Origin of the sequence: Chryseobacterium glaciei (genome assembly GCF_001648155.1) — a bacterium.
Lineage (GTDB): Bacteria > Bacteroidota > Bacteroidia > Flavobacteriales > Weeksellaceae > Chryseobacterium > Chryseobacterium glaciei.
In genome coordinates, this window is sequence record NZ_CP015199.1 from 2,674,676 (window position 1) to 2,696,268 (window position 21,593).

The window sequence follows — 21,593 nt, forward strand, 5'->3', positions numbered from 1 at the left end:
GTCGAAAATCTCAGGCTGGATGCAAAAGTTACATTTTAAACTAATAATCTAAAGCTGATGAATGTATTAAGCCAATACATAACATTTTTAAAGGAATACAAAAAGCTACTTGAAAGAGGGGTAAAAGATATATTATCTTCAGGGAATTCAAGTAATTTTATATGGATAGATGATATTGAGAATTTTGTAAATGAAGGGGTTTGTAGTACTACTTTACTGGAAATTTTTTCTTCTCAATTTAAGAAGCAATTGTCAATATTTACTTTAGAAAAACAACTTAAACCTCTTATAATAATCCCAGATGAATTTGTTGATATCATTGAATTTGATGAGGCAAAAAATCTATTTAAAAGTATAGCTGGAACTGAAGAGGATTTGGAAGAATTTAGCAATTCTGAAGTAGGTAAGAAACAAATAGAAAAATTAAAAAATTTTCGAAAAAATAAAGATTTATATTCTAAATTATATAGAGCTTATAATGATATTAGAAACGATTCGAATTTAGAGATTGTTTTGAGTATTGGATTGATACAGTATTCAAAATTTAATAATAATGGGAATTTATCGAAAACTAATCAGCATTTATTTCACTTTCCTTTGTCTTTAAATTTGGATTCAAGTAATTCCATTAAAATCAGTTTTTCAGAAAAAGAAGACCCTTATGCAGATTTCTTTTTTTTAAATAATACACCAAGTGAAAAGGAAATCTTATCTAATATAATTGATAGATTTGACCAAAAGATTTCAGAAAATGGATATGAGTATATTTTTAATGATGATTTAAGAGAACTTCTCTCGAAATATCTTCAAAGAATATCTAGTAACTCTATTTTTATAGATTCTATCTTTAAACCTGAAAAAGATTTTTATAAAGAAGATTATTTTAGAATTACTTATTCACCAGCAATAAATATTAAATATAAAAAACCACGCTTTTTTGAAAAGCTGACTAACTCAATAATACAATTTAGTGATGATAATAATGTTGAAGCTAAGTTATTTAATTTATTAATAAGAAATCCAGAAGCTATAAATAATAATTCATATACTAAAGCTAATTATTTTATAGACGAATTATTTGAGAAGAATAAATCAAGTTTTAAGCATTTGAATGGAGCTGATGATTTTTCTGTATTTTTCCCCTTGCCTTTTAATAAGGAACAAAAACAGATATATGAAAATTACCTTAAAAATAGATTAACTGTAGTTACTGGACCTCCTGGTACAGGAAAATCACATACAATCGTTAATATATTATGTTCTTTATTAGCACAAGGTAAAAGAGTTTTGGTTACTGCACAGACAGATAAGGCTTTAGAATCTTTACTAGATAAAATACCAGAAACCTTTGATGACCTGATTTTTACTAAAATTCAATTAGAAACGAATCAAAATCGATTTTCTTTAGAGAAAAGCATAGGAAATATTTCTAAAATTTTGACAGATGATTTTTATTACGATACTGAATCAAAGTTAAGTGATTTAGATAATTTGAAGTCAGAATATGTAAAAATTAAATTTCAAATAATTCATGCATTAGAAAAAGAATATAAACAAATTACTATTAATGACTCTTTTAATAATCTAAGAGCTTTTCAAGTTATTGAAAAATTTGAAAGAAAAGACTTGAAAGAGTGGAATTGGATAAAAGATGTATTATCTGATTCAGATTTAAAGGATTTTAGTTCTATTAAAGCTTCTATTGTTAAGTTAAGGAGCCTAGGAAAAACAGAAATTAAATATAGTGCTTTTACAGACATTGATATAACATCTATTTTAGAGCAATTAGAAAATTTTGATTTTAAAAACTATCTAACTATTAAAGAGCAATATAAGCAAATTCTAAATTATCTAAATCTAACAGAAGGGAATAAAAGAGGTCTATTAAAAGTAAATCTTGATAAAATTATTGAGATAGGTAATGAATTTTCAAATACTGATATTGTAGTTAATAGTTTAAAAGACTTAGATAATGTTACAAACCAACTAAACAATAGTTATAAAAATAATATTCTAAATTCTAATAAATCATTTTCTGATTTAATAGCAAATGGTGCTAAATATCTATTGGATATTGAAACTTACCTTTCTTTTTCAGAACAAGAAAAAGTAGGTTTTTTTACTCGTTTAAAGGCAGGCTTTAAGATTGTTTCTTATCTGGAAGAATTCACTATTAATGGTAAGAAATGTAACACAAAAACAGAAATTAAATTATTAAAATCCTTAATAGAAAATTTACTTATTTTAAATTATAACTATACTATACTACAGAATAGTGGTTATACTTTAATTATTGGAGAAAACTCAAACCTATCTGACAAGGTAAATGTTTTGAATTTAACCTTACTAAAGGTTCAACGAAATAAAGATGCTATTTCTAAAATTGAGTTTAATTCTGACTTTATTACTTTTTCTGATTACACTAAAATAAATTTACTTGATATAAATGCTTTGTCAAGAAAAGCAATTTTATTTAAAGAAGAATTAGAAAATTTTAGAAATATTGAATCGATATTTCAGCAAAAAGAAAAAATCTTAGAAGAAATAAGCTCAATAATTGAAAAGTCTAGCATAAGACAAGATTTTAATGAATTTTTGCCTGTAGATAATATAATTAACGAAGATGTATTTGAAAAGTTAAAAAATAGATTTTTGGAAATTGGGAATAAAATAAAAAGCGAGCAGGAATTTACTCGTTTGAATAATTTTGTTAAAACAAAACTTCCTAACACCTTTGATTTTTTAAATACTATTGATGAAAATTATATAACTAAAGAGAATTTCGAATTTTTTTCTGCAAGTTATTTTTTAAAGGAAAATCAATATGTAGATTTTCAGAGATTTACAGAAGAGCTCTCACAAATAAATAATAAGATTTATACAATTAAAAGTGAAATATTATTTGATTTGGCAAAAAAGAACTTTAAAGAAAAGTTCAGTGACAATGAAATTGATGCATTTATAAATCTTTTAGAGCAATACAGATATAATCAATCTCAAAGTGTAAGAAAAATTAAGAATCAGACACAATATCAAATTGTGACTCGAAATAATGGGATTGAGATTAGTAAAAAATTATCTTGTTGGGTAATGAAGTTCAATGATGTTTTAAATTCAATAGGAAATGAACCTGAAATTTTTGATTGTATCATTGTAGATGAGGCGAGTCAGTTGGATTTTAATAGTCTTATTCTAAGTTATTATGCCGAAAATATGATAATTGTTGGGGATGATAAACAGACTTCACCAACTAGTTTGACGGGAGCTGATAGTAATGATTTTGAAAGTATTAAAAATAAATATTTACAATTTTTAGGAATTAACGCAATTCAAATTAAAAGTGATAACAGTTTATTTACATTATCTAAAATGATTGCAGGAGCTTCAAATTTAATGCTAAGAGAGCATTTCAGATGTGTGCCAGAAATTATTGAATTTTCCAAGTTTCATTTTTATGATAATAATCTTCGCCCTTTAAAACAAATTAATTCAAATAGGCTTAATCCAAAAGAAAAAGTCTTTGTAGAAAATGCATTTTCGGAAGAAAAAGTAGTTAATAGAGAGATAGAAGAAATAAGAAAATTTTTAAAAATAATATTAAACAAAAAAGAATATTCCAATAAAACTATCGGAGTTGTCAGTCTTGGGTTGACTAAACATACTGAAAAGCTTAAAGATATAAAAGAAGAATTAGAAAATGAGTTTGGAAAGGAAAGAATAGATAAACATAAAATAATAATCGAGGACTCTCCTAAATTTCAAGGTGACGAAAGGGATGTAATGATTATATCGTTAGGTGTTGCGATTGATTATCAAAAGTTACAGGAAAACCAAAATGCGAAGCCAAGAGCAATCATAAGTGACCAAGACGAATTTAAAAAAATAAATGTAGCATTAAGTAGAGCAAAGGAGCAAATGATATTGTTTCACTCAGTTAAAGCTGAGCATCTACAAGCATTGGATTTTAGAAATAAAATATTAAATTTTTTTTATGAAGAACCTAAACCATTTCCTGTACTGACAATTTCTACTGATAAAATTGAACGTTATAGGCATAATGTACCTAAACCTTTTGATAGCTGGTTTGAAAGAGATATTGCCAAACATCTTATAGATATTGGATTTAATAATATTTTACCACAATATAATGTAAAGGAGCCAGAAGTATTTTATAATCATAAATTAGGGAAAAATGTATATGTCAATTTTAAAATAGATTTAGTGGTAATTAACAATGGTAAGATGGTTGCCATTGAATGTGATGGAGACCCATTTCATTCATTACCTGAAGATGTAGCGTATGATATTGAGAGACAAGAGTTCTTGGAACGAGTAGGATGGAAGATATGTAGAATTGTTTATTCTAATTACAAAAGAAATCCGAGTGAGGAAATTGAAAGAATAAAATCATTTATTGAAATTAATACAAAAAATGATGTTCAAGTAATTCTTGAAACTGAAACTGAATTTCTAGTTACTGAAGATATTCAAGGTGATATATTTCATGATGATACTGTTAAATATGAGGATTCCGAAAATATTGTAAATACAGATAATCAATATAAACTAGAAAAAAAATACAAATCGTATATTGATTTAATAGAAGATGATTTGGCTACAGTTCGCACTTCGAGTACATCTGAGTTAGATGGTGATTTTATAGAAGATGATAAGTCATCTGAAGAAAAATTTATTAGTGAAGATTTTGAAGAAGAGATTAGAGATAATGATAAAGTTTTAAGGTATTTTAATTTATTTGAAAATAATACCTATAAAGTTCAGGATTATGAAGATTCAGAAAGCCTTTTTTCTATTGCAATTAAAGAAAAACATGTTAATGGATTCTTGTTGCAGTGTTATGACAACGGACATATTAATAAAGTAAATGTTAAATCAATCTTAGATAAAAGATTAGATTATCATTACGCCAATGGTAAGAACCCAAATGCTAATCTGTTAAATTTAAAGTTGATTGAAAATGAGTCAATTATTGGCTTGAAAATTAAGAAAAAAGATGATTATTTGTTTAAAGCTCATAAAACAAAAAATATATCGGCTAGAGACACTCTCCATCTGCAAGGGTATAAAGTTATATATCAAGACTATGATGAGGTTCAATATTGCGAGCTTCCTAAAAATATACAGAGTGGATTAGAACGTCTAGTTTTTGAAAGCTTTAGTTCAGTTGGAAAATCTATTTATAATAATTATTATGATACAGAATGGGAGCTGTTAAAATATAATACAGAATTATTGTAAGTGTATTAGTTTAATTCACTGTAAATAATGTTTAAAAATGTAATCTGCCTTTTTTAGTTAAACAACTGAAAGGCGGTTTTTTAATCTGTAAAATAATAAGCCTACGTGGTTATTTATATTAAAAAAAGTAAAAATTCCCTCTAAAAATGAGGGAATTATTTTTTAAGAAACACAGTAAAAGGATTATGTCTGTTTTCGATTTATAAAGAATTTTGTTCTATAACAGTTACTTTATAATTTGGAATAGTCTGAATTTCTTTAAACCATTTATCATACCTACGATTTAAAGGAACCATTTTTATAAAACCTTCCATTTTACAATTGGTTAGCTCTTCAAATCGTTTTCCCAGAGTATCACCCAAAGATTCCCCTATAAGTTCCTTTAGATGTGGATTTATAAAGTAAGTCATACTAAATCTGCCTAACTCATCACAGTTCAAATCAATTTTTGCAAAAGCTGTTATAAACTCCTCATATTTAAAGCAGTTTCCTAAGTTTGGGTTTTCAGTATGATTGCATTCAATTCTGGTTCTTAAATCCTCGACCTCGAAAAAGCTTTGAATTTCTATTAAAAAAGCCTTCAATCTATCGTAATACTCCTTCGTTGTTTGGTTTGATTTTTGAGCCTCTAAATTGGTGAATTTAGTAAGTTTTGAATTATGGTAGCTATTATCAAGAAAATGAGCAAACAATACTGGATTCAAATCGGGTATTCTTTCCTTCATTTCCAGAAACTCAGAAACTACAAGTTTCTCAATATATTTACCCGTTGAAAATCCACATTTTGCAAGTGCTGTTTGGTTTTCCAGAATTTCAATATGAGTTGCATAAACTCTGTTACTGGTTACATTTCCCTTTTTATCAATTCCTTTCCAAGCTAAAAAATCTAATACAACCTTTTGAAAAGGTACAGAGTTAATATAGTTATAACGTGGAATAGTAACAATATCCCTTGCGTACTCATCTATTGGAAATAACCAATTGTGAAGTTTATCGTAAACATTACCGATTACCTTGACTTTTAAATTAATAATCCAAGTCATTACTCATTATTTTGTCATATATTTCTGCTTGTCTCGGGTCTTTGGGTCTTGGATGCCTTGACCTCAAATCATCATCTAAGTATTTTTCATAATTTTCAACGGTACGTCTTCTACTTTCGATTTTTCTTTGAAGTATTTGGTCCATGTAATCAGAAAAATCATAGTTAGTTCTATCTTCTGAATTTCTATACTTAAAACCATCAATAATTCCTTTTATATAACCTGTTGAATAATCAGCTTTCTCATTATAATTTGGAAGAGGTATATTACTATCGTAAGGTGCTCTTCGTTGGCAATAACTTCCTTTTTTATAACACAAGGCATCTCCAAAACCCTCTTTGTAAGCAGAATTATAATCATTTTGAGAGAATAAAAAGGAGGAAAACGTGATAAATGAAAGTAATAATAACTTTTTCATATTCAGTGATTTTAAATTATTATTCTTTGTCTAAAGTAATGTTGTTAATTCCGTTTATCCACTGTATTTTAGTAGCACTAATCTTTTTAAATTTATAAGAGCCACTGGAAGCACCTGCTGTAATAACAAAGTTATAATCAGTATCTGTTATTGTCTCATCAACCTTTGCTGTTTGCCCTGCTGATTTTGCCTGTTCTAATACAGTTTTGTAGCTGGTGTAAGGAGTTACCAGTATAAAATCATCATCCTTAAAAATAAAATAACTTGTGGAAGTACCAGAAATCTTATAACTTCCTATTATCCAATTAGGCACGTGGAAGTATTGGGTATTTACAGGGTTGGTTTGCTGAACAGTATTGTCATCATCATTATTGGAACACCCAATGAAAGACATCCCAATAAAAAGTGTAAATAAAATCTTTTTCATCTTGTTTGGATTTTAGTTTCCTACACTTTGCATAATATTTTGCATTTTTGAAGACTCCATAAAGGTTGTCCCAGCCTGTTTGTACACCATTCGTTTACCACAAACTTCTAAGGCATAAGACCCACTTCCCATACCTTTAACTTTGTCAATAATCTTAATGTTTTCAACAGGACAGCCCTGTTCAACCGATACGATTTTAATTAGTTTACTTTCTGTTGTTCCTGTTGTTCTTCTGGAAATAGCACCACATGAAGTGATAACGAATGCAGTTGTAACTGCAAGAAATAAATGTTTCATAAGATGAATTTTGTTAATCCACCCAGACCCAAAGTAGTATTTGTTAGTCTTAAAATAAGAAAGGCATGGGTCTGTAGTTCTTATTTGATGACTGGGGCTCTGGTAAGCCTAAAACACAAATAAGCAGATACCCATGCCCATATAGAGCATGAGCAATCAACTTACTTATTCCGTGTTTTAATTGAATTTACCAGATTCCAGTCAACAGAATAATAGCTAATGCTTTTCTTTTTTCGTAAATATTGGGGCAAAGATATTAATTCAATCTGAAACTTTCAATTCTATTTCTTGTAAAATAGCCTTTTGTGTTGTTTCAGTATGATAAGCACCTTTACCGTTCAGTAATATACATTACTCCAACTTAATTTTGGGACAACTCCCGAACCTTGAAATAAATGCATCTTTCATTTTTAACTCTGAGATTTCAATATTTTGCTCTTGTACAGCAATACAGTCATGGATGGTAAAGGTTGGAATCTTTTTCTTTATCAAGCCTCTTGCAATAGTATCAACAATGAGTTCAGCCTCTAAATCGAATAATTCGTGACTAATAACTTTGTGATTCCCTTTTTTCTTTTCCCTTATTAAATCATACAGGATTGGAAATTCTGATTTAAAAACTTCCTGCTCCTTGATATAACGATTGTTTGGAGCATACAACATAGAAATGAAAAGTTTTTTTGCCAACTCTCTATCTTGCTCATACAGGTAATTGTACTCATCATTAAACAGGCTTTGATAGTGTATACCCCATTCAATTAAAGTAAATTTGACTTTAAAAAGTTCTATAAAATGGTCATAAATAACTCCCTCAGTGGAGAGTGTGTTGAACTTTGAAATCTCTTTATCCATGAGAGTTTCAAGGATTTTTTTCGAGATATAGTTAGAGTATTCCATTGGTGCAAGGTTAAACCTTTCTGAAACGTTTGAACTGTTATAGTTTTCAGTATAAAGTGTAGCCAAATGGGAATTATCGTTCATGCCCTTAGCTTGACTTTGGCTGTTGGGATAGGTTCCCTTTTGTGTTTCTTGTTCACTTCTTGATTTCCAAGCCCCTTGAGTTGTCTTGCTAGGACTTTGATTCCAATTTCCCCTTTTTGAATAGTTAAGAAAGGGGGAATAAAATTTTTTATTAGAATGCTGAAAGTGGCTATCACTATCCTGAAACAAATTTTTAGGTATATCTAAGAAAAAGTTTTTGTTAACATCTTGCTGAACTAAACTCCCGTTCGTAGCTACTGACATTGATTTAGGTAAAAGTAAAGTTCCATATCTCTCTATGAGGTACTGTTCTAACCACTGGCTGGAAACAAACTTTTTAGATAGGTACGGAGCATTGTTTAATTTATATTTAGCTTTGAATACTGGACAACTTTGAAGCCTTTTAACTCTATGTGAATCTAAAATAGCTGTTTCCTTTAAATGCTGTGATAACAAATAGGGAAACATATTTCTTACATCTAACTGCTGTAACTTTTTACCTTCGTAATACAATAAACTACGGGTAATTTTATTTAAAAAAGTTAAAGAAGAATAAAATCTGCCAGATGGTTTTCTTTCGGATTGCTTTGTTTTTCGGATGAATGTATGTTTACCATTAAGGAACATCACCAATTGTTTTAAAGCTCCATGATATGCTGAATATCTTCTCCATTTGGATTTATCTTTTGAGTCAAGTGGAAAAGTAATGGTATCCAAATATTTATTGAATAAATTTTTCTCTGCAATATTAAAATCTATGGAAAATTTAGTTCTATCAAAGAGTTTATATAATATTTTTTCATATTTTTCCACATAGGATTTGAATTTTTTATCATAATTTATTGGCTTTGAATTATCTAATACGATTATTTGTAGCCTTCGAAATGCATGAGAATTAGTGAAGCCATATCCAAAGCTTTGTCCTTTTATTTGGGCATTAAATGGACTTCTGGTTGTCAGCACATCGGATTCATACAAAAAGTTAAAGTAAAGTTTGTAATTATTACTACAACACTTTTTTAGTTTATTACTATGAATGTTTATCTTTTTGTGTGTTACGTGTAATTCCTTTTCATAATTATAAGATGTTAATTCAGTGGTGATTAAACTCAATAAAGACAATAGTTTTTTAGGGTCTATTTCGGTAGAATATAAATTAGCAGCTTTAATAAGTTCCTCAGTATTAATAGTTTCGGGAATTAAAAGTAGTAATTCATACTTAGATAATGCTTTGGGTATGGTATTTTCTGTCATTAGTTTTTTTTATTTAAAATCTGTTTTACTTTTTGAACTGTCCCTAAACTAACGTGACACAGTTTAGCTGTATCTCTCAAAGATTGTCCTTTTTTTAGATATTTTACAACTTCTTTATACTTATCTAAAACCTGCTCATCTGTTTCTTTTGACCCTTTTTCTCTACCTTTATAAATTCCTTTGGCTTTAGCTATTGCGATTCCTTCTCTCTGTCTTTCCAAGAGTGAATCTCGTTCCATCTCAGCAATATTGCCAATAACAGAGATAATTAATTTAAAGGCAGAATTGGGCTTACCATTAACTAAACTTTCAATTCCGAGATTGTCTACTTTCAAAACGATTTTCTTTTCATTTAGGAGCTCTAAAGTGGTTAAAATGTCAAATAAGTTTCTGCCGAGCCTATCAATGGAGTGAACCGAAATATAGTCTATTAAACCAGCTTCTATATCTTCAAGCATCTTTTTCCCTTCTAGTCTTTGGCTGAATGGTGTAGCCCCACTAATGATGTCAATGTAAAGCTTTTCATTGGGGTGGCTCTTCTGTAATTGTCTTCCAGTATTTTGATTTCCAGTAGAAACCCTTATATATCTTGCTTTCATTTGATTATAGTATAAAGCACCCTGATAGCAGGGTGCAAGGTTGTTGTTAATTTCTGAAATAGTATCCGTTTGAGGTTGAATAGTCATACATTAGATGTCTTGCTGTAGAAGTCCAGTCAATGTAAATGTATGAGGGTAAATTTTCGGGAATGCTACCATCCTGTTCTAACATTTCCTGTACAAAGTCTTCATCTGAGTTATGCTCACCAGAATAAGATTCCGAAACTTCATCCAATAGCCCTTGTATGTTTTGAAAGTAGTTGCCTCTACAATCTACATAGGCTTCAATAATGTCAAAATCTAAATCGGAATCATTGATTTTCTCTGCAATCTCGTAAATGTCCTTTGAAATATGACATTCACTTATTAAACCCTGATTGATAAAGAATTTTGGGGCTTCATAATCCTGAAACATAAACTCAGGGTCGGATTCATCAAAGTGCAACTCATACATTGCAGTAAGTAATTCGTCATAATCGGAGTAATCCGAAAGATTTAGCCATTTTCCGTACAAACTTGAATTGTTGTACTTGCGATACGTTCCCACATAAATGCAGGCATTTTGAAGACAATTTTGTAACTTTGCCATAGTCTATAATTTTAAGTAAGAGTTAAAATTTATTGATTTGCCTTGTTGTGTACCACCACATCAAGGCTTTTTTTTTATTAATTCAAATGTACAACATTTTTCTAAATGCGCCAAATTTAGAGTGGGTGCTTTTAGTATATTTTAAAACTTTTATATCATCTTTTTAAAAAACTTTTTCTGTGTCACCTTTAGACTTTAGTCTAAAAATGTTACTTGTCAAAAAAATAAATTTCAAAAAGTTTATAAATGTTTTTTTTGTAAAACTTACAGTAAAAAACTTATTTTAAAAGTGGGGGGGTATAGGAAAAAGAGTTAGAAGACTGGGGGATTGTATTCTATATCACTACTGGAGTAGTATAAATTTGAGATATTTCATTATATTTAACATCAATAACCTATAAAATTTTCTTAAAATGAGTGGTGATAAAGATATGTTTATCATAAATAAGATTTTCCCAAACGCAAAAGATATTTTTGCTGTATCAGGAAGACCTGTCTCTGAAATAAAAAATGATTGTCTTTTTGTATTTGATACAAACTCTTTGATATTACCTTATACAACAAGTTCAGAAAGCCTTGATGAACTAAAAAAGGTATATACAAAAATTATTCAAGAGAAAAGGTTTTTCATTCCAGGGCAAGTAGCACGTGAGTTTGCAAGAATCAGACCTGAGAAAATTAAAGAAGTTTTCCAACAATTGACAAAAAGTAGAAATAGCATACCATCACTAGGAATAGGTAAATACCCATTGTTAGATGGTATAAAAGAATATGACGAGCTGTTTGCAAAAGAAAGTGAAATCAATTCTTTAGTAAAAGACTATACAAAACAATTAGGAAAAGTTATTGAGCATGTTAAGGAGTGGTCTTGGAATGACCCTGTAAGTCAGCTTTACAAAGGTTTGTTTACGGATGAAGTAATCTATGATATTGAATTGGATGAGGTGAAAATGAAACAAGAGCTAGAGTATAGATATGAAAATAAAATTCCTCCTGGATATGAGGATAGAAACAAAGAAGATGGAGGGATTGGTGATTTATTAATATGGTTTACTATTCTAGAGCTAGCTGAGAAACATACAAAAGATATAATTTTTATATCTGGTGATGAAAAGAAAGATTGGTTTTATCAAAGCGAGAAACAGAGTTTATATCCTAAATTTGAATTAACTGCTGAGTTCAGAAGTAAAGCTCCTGGTAAAACATTTAGTATCATTAAACTTTCTGAACTTTTAGAATTATATGGAGTAGATGAGAAGGTCGTAAAGGAATTAGAGCATGAAGAACAAGAAACTTTACATTCAGATTCATTAACCTTTAATAAATCTGATATTCAATCTAAAATTGTACAGTGGATAAGGAATAACTATAAATATCAGAATCTAATCAGCATTAATAATATTGATTTTCCCAGAATATCAATAAGTGTTGAAAATGGAAGAGGCAGGATAGGTTTTGAAATAATTGATTTTACTAGTATTGGTAATTTGAAATCTAGAGTTTTACAAGTGTTAAAGCAGATTCGTACTTCTACTAATCAATATGAAAAAATATGTTTCATTATCGCATATGGTGACTTTATGATGATGGAGGAGGTGGTTAATAGCCTTGATGCAATTAAATCAATACTTCTTATGTCAGATACAGATTTTAATGTAGAAATTATTCCCGGATTCATTAAGAGAGATGGGTTTGAAAAAATCTTTCAATAGACTTAGTTAATGAATTTTTGGATTAAGGACAATGCAATGATTTAATTTCATTTTGTAAAGCTTTGAACATTATCTTTATCTCTTCAAAATTGTTGCTGGGAGTTTCAAGTTCCTTTGTGTTAACGCTTCCAGCAAATTCCCAAATTTCTAGAATGTCTTTCCATTCAATCTCATAAGGTTCATAGAAAAGATTGTCAGAACTCACAAAAGTGCCAGAATTATCAAGTTTACCAAACCTTTTGTAAACTATACCGTCTCTAGTGACGAACATATAACTTTTACCTTTCTTCAAGTCTTCTTTACTTTCAAGGTATTTTCCGATTATGTGAGTTCCATCATTGTAAGGAGGCATAGAATCTCCCTCAACAGGAAAAGCTCTGTACTTACCATTTCTTAAAAAGGGAAGAGACATATGTTGTAAACGCTCAATGTAGTCAGGGTCATTGTAGCCAGTAAGATAACCCATCTTTCCTTTATGAGGGATAATCTCAATTTTATTTTCACCAGTTTTTCCAACTTTGATAGGTAAGACAATTCGGTTATCAGGAAGCTTTAAAATATCATCAATTGAATATCTTTTCAAATCAATAGTCAGTAATAAATCAATACTAATTTTATAATATCTTGAAACACTAATTAGAATTTCGGGTGATGGACTGTTAGCCGAATCTTCATACTTAGCGTATCTACCACGTGTAATGTTAATGCTATCAGCAACACTTTGTTGTGATACTCCAAGCTTACCTCTCAAATACCTGATGTTTTCTGAAAAAATTGACATTGCTATAAATTGTAGCAACAAAGTTACAATTATTTGCTATAAAACGTACTAGTTTTGTTTCATGAAACGGAGTATTGTACACATGGATTTGGATACTTTTTTTGTCTCTTGTGAAAGGCTTAAAAACTCAGAACTTATTGGGAAGCCTGTAATTATAGGAGGCGGAGATAGAGGTGTTGTTGCTTCATGTTCCTATGAAACAAGATTTTTTGGAGTAACAAGTGCAATGCCTATAAAAATGGCTTTAAGGCTTTGCCCAGAGGCAAGAGTGATTAAAGGAGATATGGAAATGTACTCTAACATGTCGCATACTGTAACAGAAATTATTCAGGAAAAAGTACCTGTCTTAGAAAAAGCCAGTATTGATGAATTTTATTTGGATTTATCAGGAATGGATAAGTTCTTCGGATGCTATAAATGGACTACCGAAATTGCCTCTAACATAACGAAAGAAACTGGATTGCCCATCAGCTTTGCATTGTCAACCAATAAAACTGTTTCTAAGATAGGAACAGGAGAATCTAAACCAGTTGGCAGATTACAAGTACAAGAGGAACTAGTAAGACTATTTTTAAATCCTCTTTCCATAAAGAAGATTCCAATGGTCGGAAATCAAACTTTCCAACTACTATCAAGAATTGGTGTAAGAACGATTCAAACTCTTTCTGAAATGCCAGTTGAGGTTTTGCATCAGCTAATAGGAAAAAATGGTATTGAGCTGTCTAAAAAAGCAAACGGGATTGATGAGACACCTGTAGTACCTTATAGTGAAAGAAAGTCCATTTCAACGGAAAATACCTTTGCACAAGATACAATAGACATCCAAGGAATTAAAAGTATTTTATCTGGTATGGTTGAGCAATTGGGATTTCAACTTAGAAAGGAAAAATGGTTGACTTCAACTGTAGTGGTGAAAATCAGATATAGCAATTTTGATACTGAAACTAAACAATTTAAAATTCCATATACATCAGCAGACCATACTTTGCTCAAGTACGCATTAGAACTCTTCAATAAACTTTATACAAGAAGAATTAGGATAAGATTGATTGGAGTCAAATTTACAGGCTTGGTACATGGTTGTCATCAAATGAACTTGTTTGAGGATACAGAAGAGCTGATATCATTATATCAGACTATGGATTATTTGAAACATAGGTTTGGTAGTAATAGTGTCATGAAAGCTTCAGGATTTCTAAAATAAATAACATGTTTATAAATTGTCATTCATATCATAGTTTACGATACGGAACAATCTCGATTGAAGAATTGGTTCAACAGGGTGTTGAATCTGGGACTAAAGTTTTAGCCCTTACAGACATTAATACGATTACTGGAATTTATGATTTTTACAAGCTGTGCAAGAAGAATGAAATCAAACCTGTGGTTGGGGTTGAGGTAAGGGTTGAGAATGAATTTTATTATATCTGTTTAGCTAAGAATAGAAATAGTATAAGTGAAGTAAATCGAATTTTAACAAACTATAATTGCGATGGAATTGAAATCCCTAAAACTAATCCTAAGTTGATAGATACTTATGTTATTTATCCCCTTGGCAATCTTCCTGAAGTGTTGTTTGAGAACGAGTTTATAGGCGTAAAGCCAGAAGAATTAAATCTTTTAATTAAGCCTGAGTTAAAGAAATTAATAGGCAAAATGGTTGTTTTACAATCAGTAACCTTTCAAACCAAAAGAGAATACAATTTGCACAAGATATTACGGGCTGTTGATAATAACACTTTACTGACAAAACTTTCAGTAAATGACTGTTGTGGAGAGAATGAAAAATTTATTAGTATTTCAGACCTCTCAAAAAAGTATAAACATTATCCAGAAATAATAGAAAATACAAAACGAATTCTGAATGATTGTGAAGTTGAATTTGACTTCTCAACTCCTAAAAATAAGAAATACTATACAGATAGTAAGGAGAATGATTTTAAGCTACTCAAGCAACTTGCCTACAAGGGACTACAACAGAGATATCCTAATGATAAAAGTATTGCATTGGCAAGAGTAGAAAAAGAGCTTGAAGTTATAGACCAGCTAAACTTTTGTGGATATTTTCTTATCACTTGGGACATTATTCAATACAGTAATGAGATGGGATTTATGCATGTTGGAAGAGGAAGTGGGGCAAACAGCATTGTAAGTTTCTGTTTAGGGATTACTGATATCTGTCCATTAGAATTGGATTTGTACTTTGAAAGATTTCTTAATCTAAATAGAAAAACACCACCAGATTTTGATATCGATTGGGGGTGGGAAAACCGAGACGCTATATTAAGATACATCTTCAATAAGTATGGAAAAGACTATGTAGCATTTTGTGGAACTAATGTTGAGTTTAAGTACAAGTCTATTTTTAGGGAGGTTGGAAAAGCTTTTGGATTGCCAAAAGAAGAACTTGATGTTTTGGCAACGAAGTCAATAAATGAACATGATGATAACTCAGTGTTCCGTTCTGTTCATAAATATGGAAAGCTTTTAGAAAAATTTCCTAATCAAAGAAGTATGCATGCTTGTGGAATCTTAATTTCTGAAGAGCCAATCACAAACTTTACAGCATTAGAAATGCCACCAAAAGGATTTCCTATTGTTCAATTTGATATGCATATTGCAGAGGACATAGGCTTTGAAAAGTTTGACATTTTATCTCAGAGAGGATTGGGAACAATCAATGATACAGTTAAGTTAATCGAAGAAAAAAGAGGTTTAAAGGTTGATATTAGAAATACTGCAATTTCTAAGGATGAGGTAAGTTGTAATAAATTTTTGAGTAAAGGAAAAACCATTGGGTGCTTTTACATAGAAAGTCCTGCTATGAGAGGTTTGTTAAGAAGGCTTAAATGTGATAACTACAAAGTTCTGGTTGCAGCATCGTCTATTATAAGACCTGGAGTTGCTCAAAGTGGAATGATGAAGGAGTACATTTTCAGGCATAACAATCCAGATAAATTTGAATATTTTCATGAAGTTTTTGAAAAGGAATTAGGAGAAACCTATGGCATTATGGTTTATCAGGAGGATGTGATAAAGATTGCTTTGCATTTTGGAGGCTTATCAGCTCCTGATGGTGATATCTTGAGAAGAGCTATGAGTGGTAAAGGAAGGTCACTTTCAGCACTACAGAAAGTAAAAGACCACTTTTTCGAATCATGTAAAGAAATAGGACACCCAGAACAATTGTCAAAAGAAGTTTATAGGCAGATTGAATCCTTTGCGGGCTATTCATTTTGTAAAGCTCATTCGGCTTCCTATGCAGTAGAAAGTTATCAAAGTTTGTATTTAAAGGTTTATTACCCTCTTGAGTTTATGGTGTCTGTAATAAACAATCAAGGAGGTTTTTATAGAACAGAGGTTTACATCCATGAAGCAAGAATGTCTGGTGCTAAAATTATGAATCCCTGTGTTAACAAAAGCGAATACAAAACTACTTTGTACAATGATGAGGTGTATCTTGGACTCATGCATTTAGAAAAACTGGAAATTAGATTAGGACAGTTTATTCCAGAGGAAAGAAAGAAAAACGGGGATTTTCAATCTCTAGAAGACTTTGTGAAAAGAGTTCCTGTAGGAGTTGAAACAATACAGATATTAATTTTTATTGGAGCATTTAGATTTACAGGTAAGAGAAAGCATGAATTACTTATTGAAGCAAGGTTTTTGCTATCTGAGAATAAATTTGATTTTAGATACTTAACATTACTGGAAGAGCCACCAAAGAATTATAAACTACCAAAGGTTGACATACATAAATTTGAAGATGCATTTGATGAAATAGAAATTTTAGGTTTTTCAGTTTCTTATAGCCCTTTTGATATTTTACAAACAAAATACAGAGGTAGTGTAATGGCTAAAGACTTAACAAAGTACCATAAACAAGAAGTGAAAATGTTAGCTTATCTGATTTCAAGAAAGCATGTGCCAACCAAGAGAGGAACCATGTTTTTTGGTACTTGGATTGATGCAGAAGGAGAGTACTTTGATACGGCTCACTTTTCTGATTGTCTAGAAAAGTATCCATTTCAAGGTGGGGGGTGTTATTTGCTCTTTGGAACTGTTGAAGTTGACTTTCATTTTCCAACAATTACAATTACCAAAATGGCAAAGATGCCATTTATTCCAGACCCACGATACTCTCTTGATAAAGAGATGGCTCAAAAAAACCAGACAAACATGAGGGAGGATGTTAGTATGACTTTTAGAAAACCATACCCACAAGAGCAAGAAATTGGATTACCTAGACATAAAATGATTTAGATATTTAATTTCACTAAAAAATTACTACCACTGATAGAATTCAATTATCAAATTAACAAAACCTATAAACCCTTTTTTGAGTGTACACTTTGAATGATAATTTATATCTTAGATGTTTATAAAACTAATAATAAATAACATAACCGTGTACTTGTCAAACATAAAACTTTGGAATTTTAGAAAATTTGGTACTGACGAAGAATTCGAAATAGCTAAACCGAATTTAAATTTAAATCTAACTGAAGGAGTCAATGTGATTATTGGTGAAAATGATTCAGGTAAAACATCTATTATTGATGCTATAAAACTAGTTTTGAGAACGCATAGTTATGAATACATTAGAGTTGATGATAAAGATTTTTTCAATAATACAAATCGTTTCCGTATACAATTAAAATTTGAAGGATTATCTCCAGAAGAAGCTAAAAACTTTACTGAATGGTTAGGCTGGCATAAGATTGGAGAAAAAGTAGAACCTTTTCTTAACCTTGTTTATGATGTAAAGAGAAACGGTAAAAAGATATTACCTGTAGATGTAAAAGCAGGAGTAAATGATGATAGCTATTTACTTACAGCAGAAGCAAAAGAATATTTGAAAGTTACATACTTAAAACCTTTGCGAGATGCAGAAAATGATTTGATTGCAAAGCGTAACTCACGATTGTCACAAATTCTTTTAGGTGATGATGGATTTAAAGGAGAGGAAAGTGACCATGAATTATTACAAATTTTTTCAGGCTTAAAAAGTAATTTGGAAAGTTACTTTAATGAAGTAAATGAAGAAGGTCAAGCTAAAGTTGGCAAACAAATAAAAGATAAAATTGATGGCTATGTTAAGGATTTTTATGGAAATGATTATGAAACTGAATTTGAAGCGTCTTCTAACAATATAAAAAATATACTCGAAAAACTCACATTGTCTTTAAAAGGTGAAGCAAACCCAGGTTTAGGAACTCTAAATCGCTTGTTTATGGCTGCTGAGTTACTTCACTTAAACAAATCAAACTGGACTGGATTACGCCTTGGGTTAGTGGAAGAATTGGAAGCACATTTACACCCACAAGCACAAATGCAAGTTATTGAAACCCTTCAAAAACTTGACAAAATTCAACTCATTCTTACAACTCATAGCCCAAGTTTAGCTTCGAAACTTAAACTTGAAAATTTAATTGTTTGTAACAATGCAAATGCTTTTCCTATGGGGACTACATATACTAAATTGGGTGAAGAAAATTACAAGTTTTTAGAAAAATTTTTAGACACAACAAAAGCAAATTTATTTTTTGCTAAAGGTGTGATTTTAGTTGAAGGTTGGGCAGAAGAAATTTTAATTCCAAGCATTGCCAATGCGGTTGGAATCAATTTGACTGAGAAGGGGATTTCTATTGTAAATATTGGGCATGTTGGTTTTGACCATTACGCTAAAATTTACTTACGACAAACCGAACCAAATATGAAAGTTCCTGTCGCAGTAATTACAGATTGTGACGTTAAAGAATATGAAAAAAAACTTAGGCTAGATAATAACGGAAAGCCGGTCAAAAATGATAAAGGTAAAAATCAATATGAATTTGTAAAAATAGATGTTCAGAAAATAACACAACAAGAGATAATAAAAATAAATAAAAAATCAGAAAGTAATGTAAAATACTTTCCTGCACCAAATTGGACTTTAGAATATTCAATATTTAAATCAACTACTTTTGGTACTGTGTTTCAGGACGTAGTCAAAGAAGTTCACAAAGGTACAGAGTGGACTATTGATTTTGAAAAAACACTTGCAGAAAAATTGATAAACAAAGGATTGAAGAAAACCGAAATTGCTTATCAGATTGCACATGTTATCGATGAAGATGTGAAAGCTGGATTTCAGAAAATTAAAATTTCAAACACTACAAATGATACGATTAATTATATTATAAATGCAATCAAGTATGTCGCAGGTAATTAACGTTACAGAAGATGAAATTCACTATGCTGAACAATTACTCCTACCTAAGGGTAAAGTATTTGAACGTGAACATAAAGATTTTATTCGTGATTTTACAGTTTTAGATTTACAAGCTGTACCTGGTAGTGGTAAAACGACAGCTTTACTTGCTAAATTAATTATCCTTGAACGTAAACTTCCATTTACTGATGGCTCTGGAGTTTTGGTTTTATCACATACTAATGCGGCTATTGATGAGATAAAAGAAAAAATACAAAAACACTGTCCTAAACTCTTTTCTTATCCTAATTTCATTGGTACAATACAAAGTTTTGTAGATGAGTTTTTAGCTATACCAATCTATAATCTTAAGTTCAAAAAGAAATTAGATTGGATTGATTCAGAAAGATATCAAGACGAGTTGGTAAAGCTCTTTAATATTATTGCCTGGAATAAAGATTATGAAGAACCTACCAAATGGTTTTATCAAAGACATATAAATAAAGCCACTTCAGAAGCCAATGGTAACGATTCTCTTAAAAAAGAACTATGTAAAAAGTATATAGAAAAGGAAATTCGCGACTTACATTATGATTTTATCACTAACGAGATAAAAAATAGTAATAATGATGTTCTCTTGAAAGATGTAACAAACAAAAAATTTATTGGGTTGAAAACAATAATTTTAGAAGTATTGAAAAGGGGAATAATGTCATACGATTATGCCTATCATTTTGCGGAGTTCTACATTCATAAAATTCCCGTAATTAAAGAAATCTTGCAAAAACGCTTCTCGTTTGTTTTCGTTGATGAAATGCAAGACATGGACACACATCAGTATAATCTCTTAGAGAAAATTTTTTATGATGGCGGAAGTAGTGTCTCAAAAATTCAAAGAATTGGTGATAAGAACCAATCAATCTATAACTCAGTCAAAGTGACAAATATTTGGTATGATAGAGCAAAAGTACTTAGACTTAACGGAAGCCAACGACTAAGTAAACCGATTGCTAACGTTTTGAAAAAATTTGCCTTGCATACCGACCAAACCTTCGACATTGTTGGAAGAAATGAATGTGATATAAAACCTCATATTTTAGTTTTTGAAAATAATAAAATCGAAAATGTTATTTCTTGTTTTGCTCAACTTGTAAAAAAGTATAAGTTATCTGATTCAAAGAAACCCATCAAAGTTGTTTGTTGGAATACTGATTGGAAAGACGACGAAACAAGTCGAAATGATGCGACAAAAATTCGGTTGGAAGATTACTATAAAGATTTTAAAAAACAAAAAAAGAAATTAAACCAAGATTTTGATAACTTGTTCAGTTATTTAGTTTACTATGAAAAAAAGAACACATTAGAACCATTACGTAAAAATCTTTTAAACGCTTTAGTTAAAATCTTACGTATAGAAAATATCAACGCTCATGATGAAAAACCTTATACTAAGAAAAAGTTGATTGACTTTATTCGTGACAGTAATATTGAAAAGTATGATGAATTGAATTTGAACCTTTTTAATTGGTCGATAGGAATACTACAAGGGGAAACAAATGAAGTTTTATTGAAAATGAAAGAATATTTGCCAACTATGCTTACTATTTTTGATAGGACTATTTCTAAAAGTTCAGAATTTATTAATAAGAAAGTTGAGATTTCTGAAGATATAATTAGTGATTTAAATAAAGCTAACTATTATGTAAAGGATGGATTTGAAATTGAAATAACAAGTGTTCACGCAGTAAAAGGGCAAACACATTGTGCTACTTTGTATCTTGAATCTTATTATCATAAAGATGGAAAAGGAACAAATTCTAAATCTTATGAGTCACAAAGATTGGCACAACAGTTTCTAGGAATGAAAGTACAAGCAAATGTTGGAAACAGAAGCAAGCAATCTGCAAAGATGGTATTTGTTGGTTTCTCAAGACCAACCGACCTGCTTTGTGTAGCAATACATAAAGATAGATTTGACAATCAACTGAAAAAAATTGATAGAAGTATATGGAATATAATTACTGTATAATTCATTTTACT

Annotated in this window: 14 protein-coding genes; 6 read left to right on the forward strand and 8 right to left on the reverse strand. The window is 30.1% G+C overall.

Features of this window, described 5'->3' with window-relative positions; translation table 11 throughout:
* The first annotated feature begins 57 nt into the window (after nt 1–57).
* Entirely contained in the window at nt 58–5,259 is a 5,202-nt protein-coding gene (locus tag A0O34_RS11940; protein ID WP_066754907.1) for an AAA domain-containing protein, read from the forward strand.
* A 200-nt stretch (nt 5,260–5,459) separates the two neighbouring features.
* Here A0O34_RS11940 and A0O34_RS11945 read toward each other — a convergent pair whose 3' ends face one another.
* The 7 genes from A0O34_RS11945 to A0O34_RS11975 all read right to left on the reverse strand — a co-directional run bounded on the left by A0O34_RS11945 (nt 5,460) and on the right by A0O34_RS11975 (nt 10,867).
* Nucleotides 5,460–6,302 carry a hypothetical protein gene (locus A0O34_RS11945; protein ID WP_066754909.1) on the reverse strand — a complete coding sequence of 281 codons (843 nt, stop codon included), beginning with the start codon at nt 6,300–6,302 and terminating at the stop codon, nt 5,460–5,462.
* Nucleotides 6,286–6,720, reverse strand: coding sequence for a hypothetical protein (locus A0O34_RS11950; protein ID WP_066754911.1), 435 nt, complete (start codon nt 6,718–6,720; stop codon nt 6,286–6,288). The genes A0O34_RS11945 and A0O34_RS11950 overlap by 17 nt, the downstream gene beginning before the upstream one ends.
* Before the next feature lie 19 nt (nt 6,721–6,739).
* Nucleotides 6,740–7,147: a hypothetical protein gene (locus A0O34_RS11955; protein WP_157886009.1), complete on the reverse strand. Its 408-nt coding sequence runs from the start codon at nt 7,145–7,147 to the stop codon at nt 6,740–6,742.
* 12 nt (nt 7,148–7,159) lie between these two features.
* Entirely contained in the window at nt 7,160–7,444 is a 285-nt protein-coding gene (locus A0O34_RS11960) for a hypothetical protein (RefSeq protein WP_066754915.1), read from the reverse strand.
* 351 nt (nt 7,445–7,795) lie between these two features.
* A complete protein-coding gene (locus A0O34_RS11965) occupies nt 7,796–9,679 on the reverse strand; it encodes a hypothetical protein (RefSeq protein ID WP_066754917.1) in 1,884 nt (627 codons plus the stop codon).
* Nucleotides 9,679–10,365 carry a recombinase family protein gene (locus A0O34_RS11970; protein ID WP_228394285.1) on the reverse strand — a complete coding sequence of 229 codons (687 nt, stop codon included), beginning with the start codon at nt 10,363–10,365 and terminating at the stop codon, nt 9,679–9,681. Before A0O34_RS11970 ends, A0O34_RS11965 begins: the two co-directional genes overlap by 1 nt.
* On the reverse strand, nt 10,325–10,867 hold the full coding sequence (locus tag A0O34_RS11975; RefSeq protein WP_066754920.1) for an antirestriction protein ArdA: 543 nt from the start codon (nt 10,865–10,867) through the stop codon (nt 10,325–10,327). The genes A0O34_RS11970 and A0O34_RS11975 overlap by 41 nt, the downstream gene beginning before the upstream one ends.
* 413 nt (nt 10,868–11,280) lie before the next feature.
* Between A0O34_RS11975 and A0O34_RS11980 the strand changes: the two genes are divergently transcribed.
* Nucleotides 11,281–12,579 carry a PIN domain-containing protein gene (locus A0O34_RS11980; protein ID WP_066754921.1) on the forward strand — a complete coding sequence of 433 codons (1,299 nt, stop codon included), beginning with the start codon at nt 11,281–11,283 and terminating at the stop codon, nt 12,577–12,579.
* Nucleotides 12,580–12,601: 22 nt separating this feature from the next.
* Here the strand turns inward: A0O34_RS11980 and A0O34_RS11985 are convergent, their stop codons facing one another.
* Nucleotides 12,602–13,360, reverse strand: coding sequence for an XRE family transcriptional regulator (locus A0O34_RS11985; RefSeq protein ID WP_066754923.1), 759 nt, complete (start codon nt 13,358–13,360; stop codon nt 12,602–12,604).
* Between the two features lie 61 nt (nt 13,361–13,421).
* Between A0O34_RS11985 and dinB the strand changes: the two genes are divergently transcribed.
* The 4 genes from dinB to A0O34_RS12005 all read left to right on the forward strand — a co-directional run bounded on the left by dinB (nt 13,422) and on the right by A0O34_RS12005 (nt 21,582).
* Nucleotides 13,422–14,564, forward strand: coding sequence for a DNA polymerase IV (gene dinB, locus A0O34_RS11990; RefSeq protein ID WP_066754924.1), 1,143 nt, complete (start codon nt 13,422–13,424; stop codon nt 14,562–14,564).
* Between the two features lie 5 nt (nt 14,565–14,569).
* Nucleotides 14,570–17,623, forward strand: coding sequence for a DNA polymerase III subunit alpha (locus A0O34_RS11995; protein ID WP_066754927.1), 3,054 nt, complete (start codon nt 14,570–14,572; stop codon nt 17,621–17,623).
* A 145-nt stretch (nt 17,624–17,768) separates the two neighbouring features.
* A complete protein-coding gene (locus tag A0O34_RS12000; protein ID WP_066754929.1) occupies nt 17,769–19,574 on the forward strand; it encodes an ATP-dependent nuclease in 1,806 nt (601 codons plus the stop codon).
* On the forward strand, nt 19,558–21,582 hold the full coding sequence (locus tag A0O34_RS12005) for a UvrD-helicase domain-containing protein (protein WP_066759674.1): 2,025 nt from the start codon (nt 19,558–19,560) through the stop codon (nt 21,580–21,582). Before A0O34_RS12000 ends, A0O34_RS12005 begins: the two co-directional genes overlap by 17 nt.
* Nucleotides 21,583–21,593: the final 11 nt, after the last annotated feature.

What these genes read in the sequence shown, in the direction of transcription:
- A0O34_RS11980 (WP_066754921.1), top strand. Translation starts at nt 11,281, where the DNA reads ATGAGTGGTGATAAAGATATGTTTATCATAAATAAGATTTTCCCAAAC.
- A0O34_RS11955 (WP_157886009.1), bottom strand. Translation starts at nt 7,147, where the DNA reads ATGAAAAAGATTTTATTTACACTTTTTATTGGGATGTCTTTCATTGGG.
- A0O34_RS11975 (WP_066754920.1), bottom strand. Translation starts at nt 10,867, where the DNA reads ATGGCAAAGTTACAAAATTGTCTTCAAAATGCCTGCATTTATGTGGGA.
- A0O34_RS11960 (WP_066754915.1), bottom strand. Translation starts at nt 7,444, where the DNA reads ATGAAACATTTATTTCTTGCAGTTACAACTGCATTCGTTATCACTTCA.
- A0O34_RS11970 (WP_228394285.1), bottom strand. Translation starts at nt 10,365, where the DNA reads ATGACTATTCAACCTCAAACGGATACTATTTCAGAAATTAACAACAAC.
- dinB (WP_066754924.1), top strand. Translation starts at nt 13,422, where the DNA reads ATGAAACGGAGTATTGTACACATGGATTTGGATACTTTTTTTGTCTCT.
- A0O34_RS11965 (WP_066754917.1), bottom strand. Translation starts at nt 9,679, where the DNA reads ATGACAGAAAATACCATACCCAAAGCATTATCTAAGTATGAATTACTA.
- A0O34_RS11995 (WP_066754927.1), top strand. Translation starts at nt 14,570, where the DNA reads ATGTTTATAAATTGTCATTCATATCATAGTTTACGATACGGAACAATC.
- A0O34_RS11985 (WP_066754923.1), bottom strand. Translation starts at nt 13,360, where the DNA reads ATGTCAATTTTTTCAGAAAACATCAGGTATTTGAGAGGTAAGCTTGGA.
- A0O34_RS11950 (WP_066754911.1), bottom strand. Translation starts at nt 6,720, where the DNA reads ATGAAAAAGTTATTATTACTTTCATTTATCACGTTTTCCTCCTTTTTA.
- A0O34_RS11945 (WP_066754909.1), bottom strand. Translation starts at nt 6,302, where the DNA reads ATGACTTGGATTATTAATTTAAAAGTCAAGGTAATCGGTAATGTTTAC.
- A0O34_RS12005 (WP_066759674.1), top strand. Translation starts at nt 19,558, where the DNA reads ATGTCGCAGGTAATTAACGTTACAGAAGATGAAATTCACTATGCTGAA.
- A0O34_RS11940 (WP_066754907.1), top strand. Translation starts at nt 58, where the DNA reads ATGAATGTATTAAGCCAATACATAACATTTTTAAAGGAATACAAAAAG.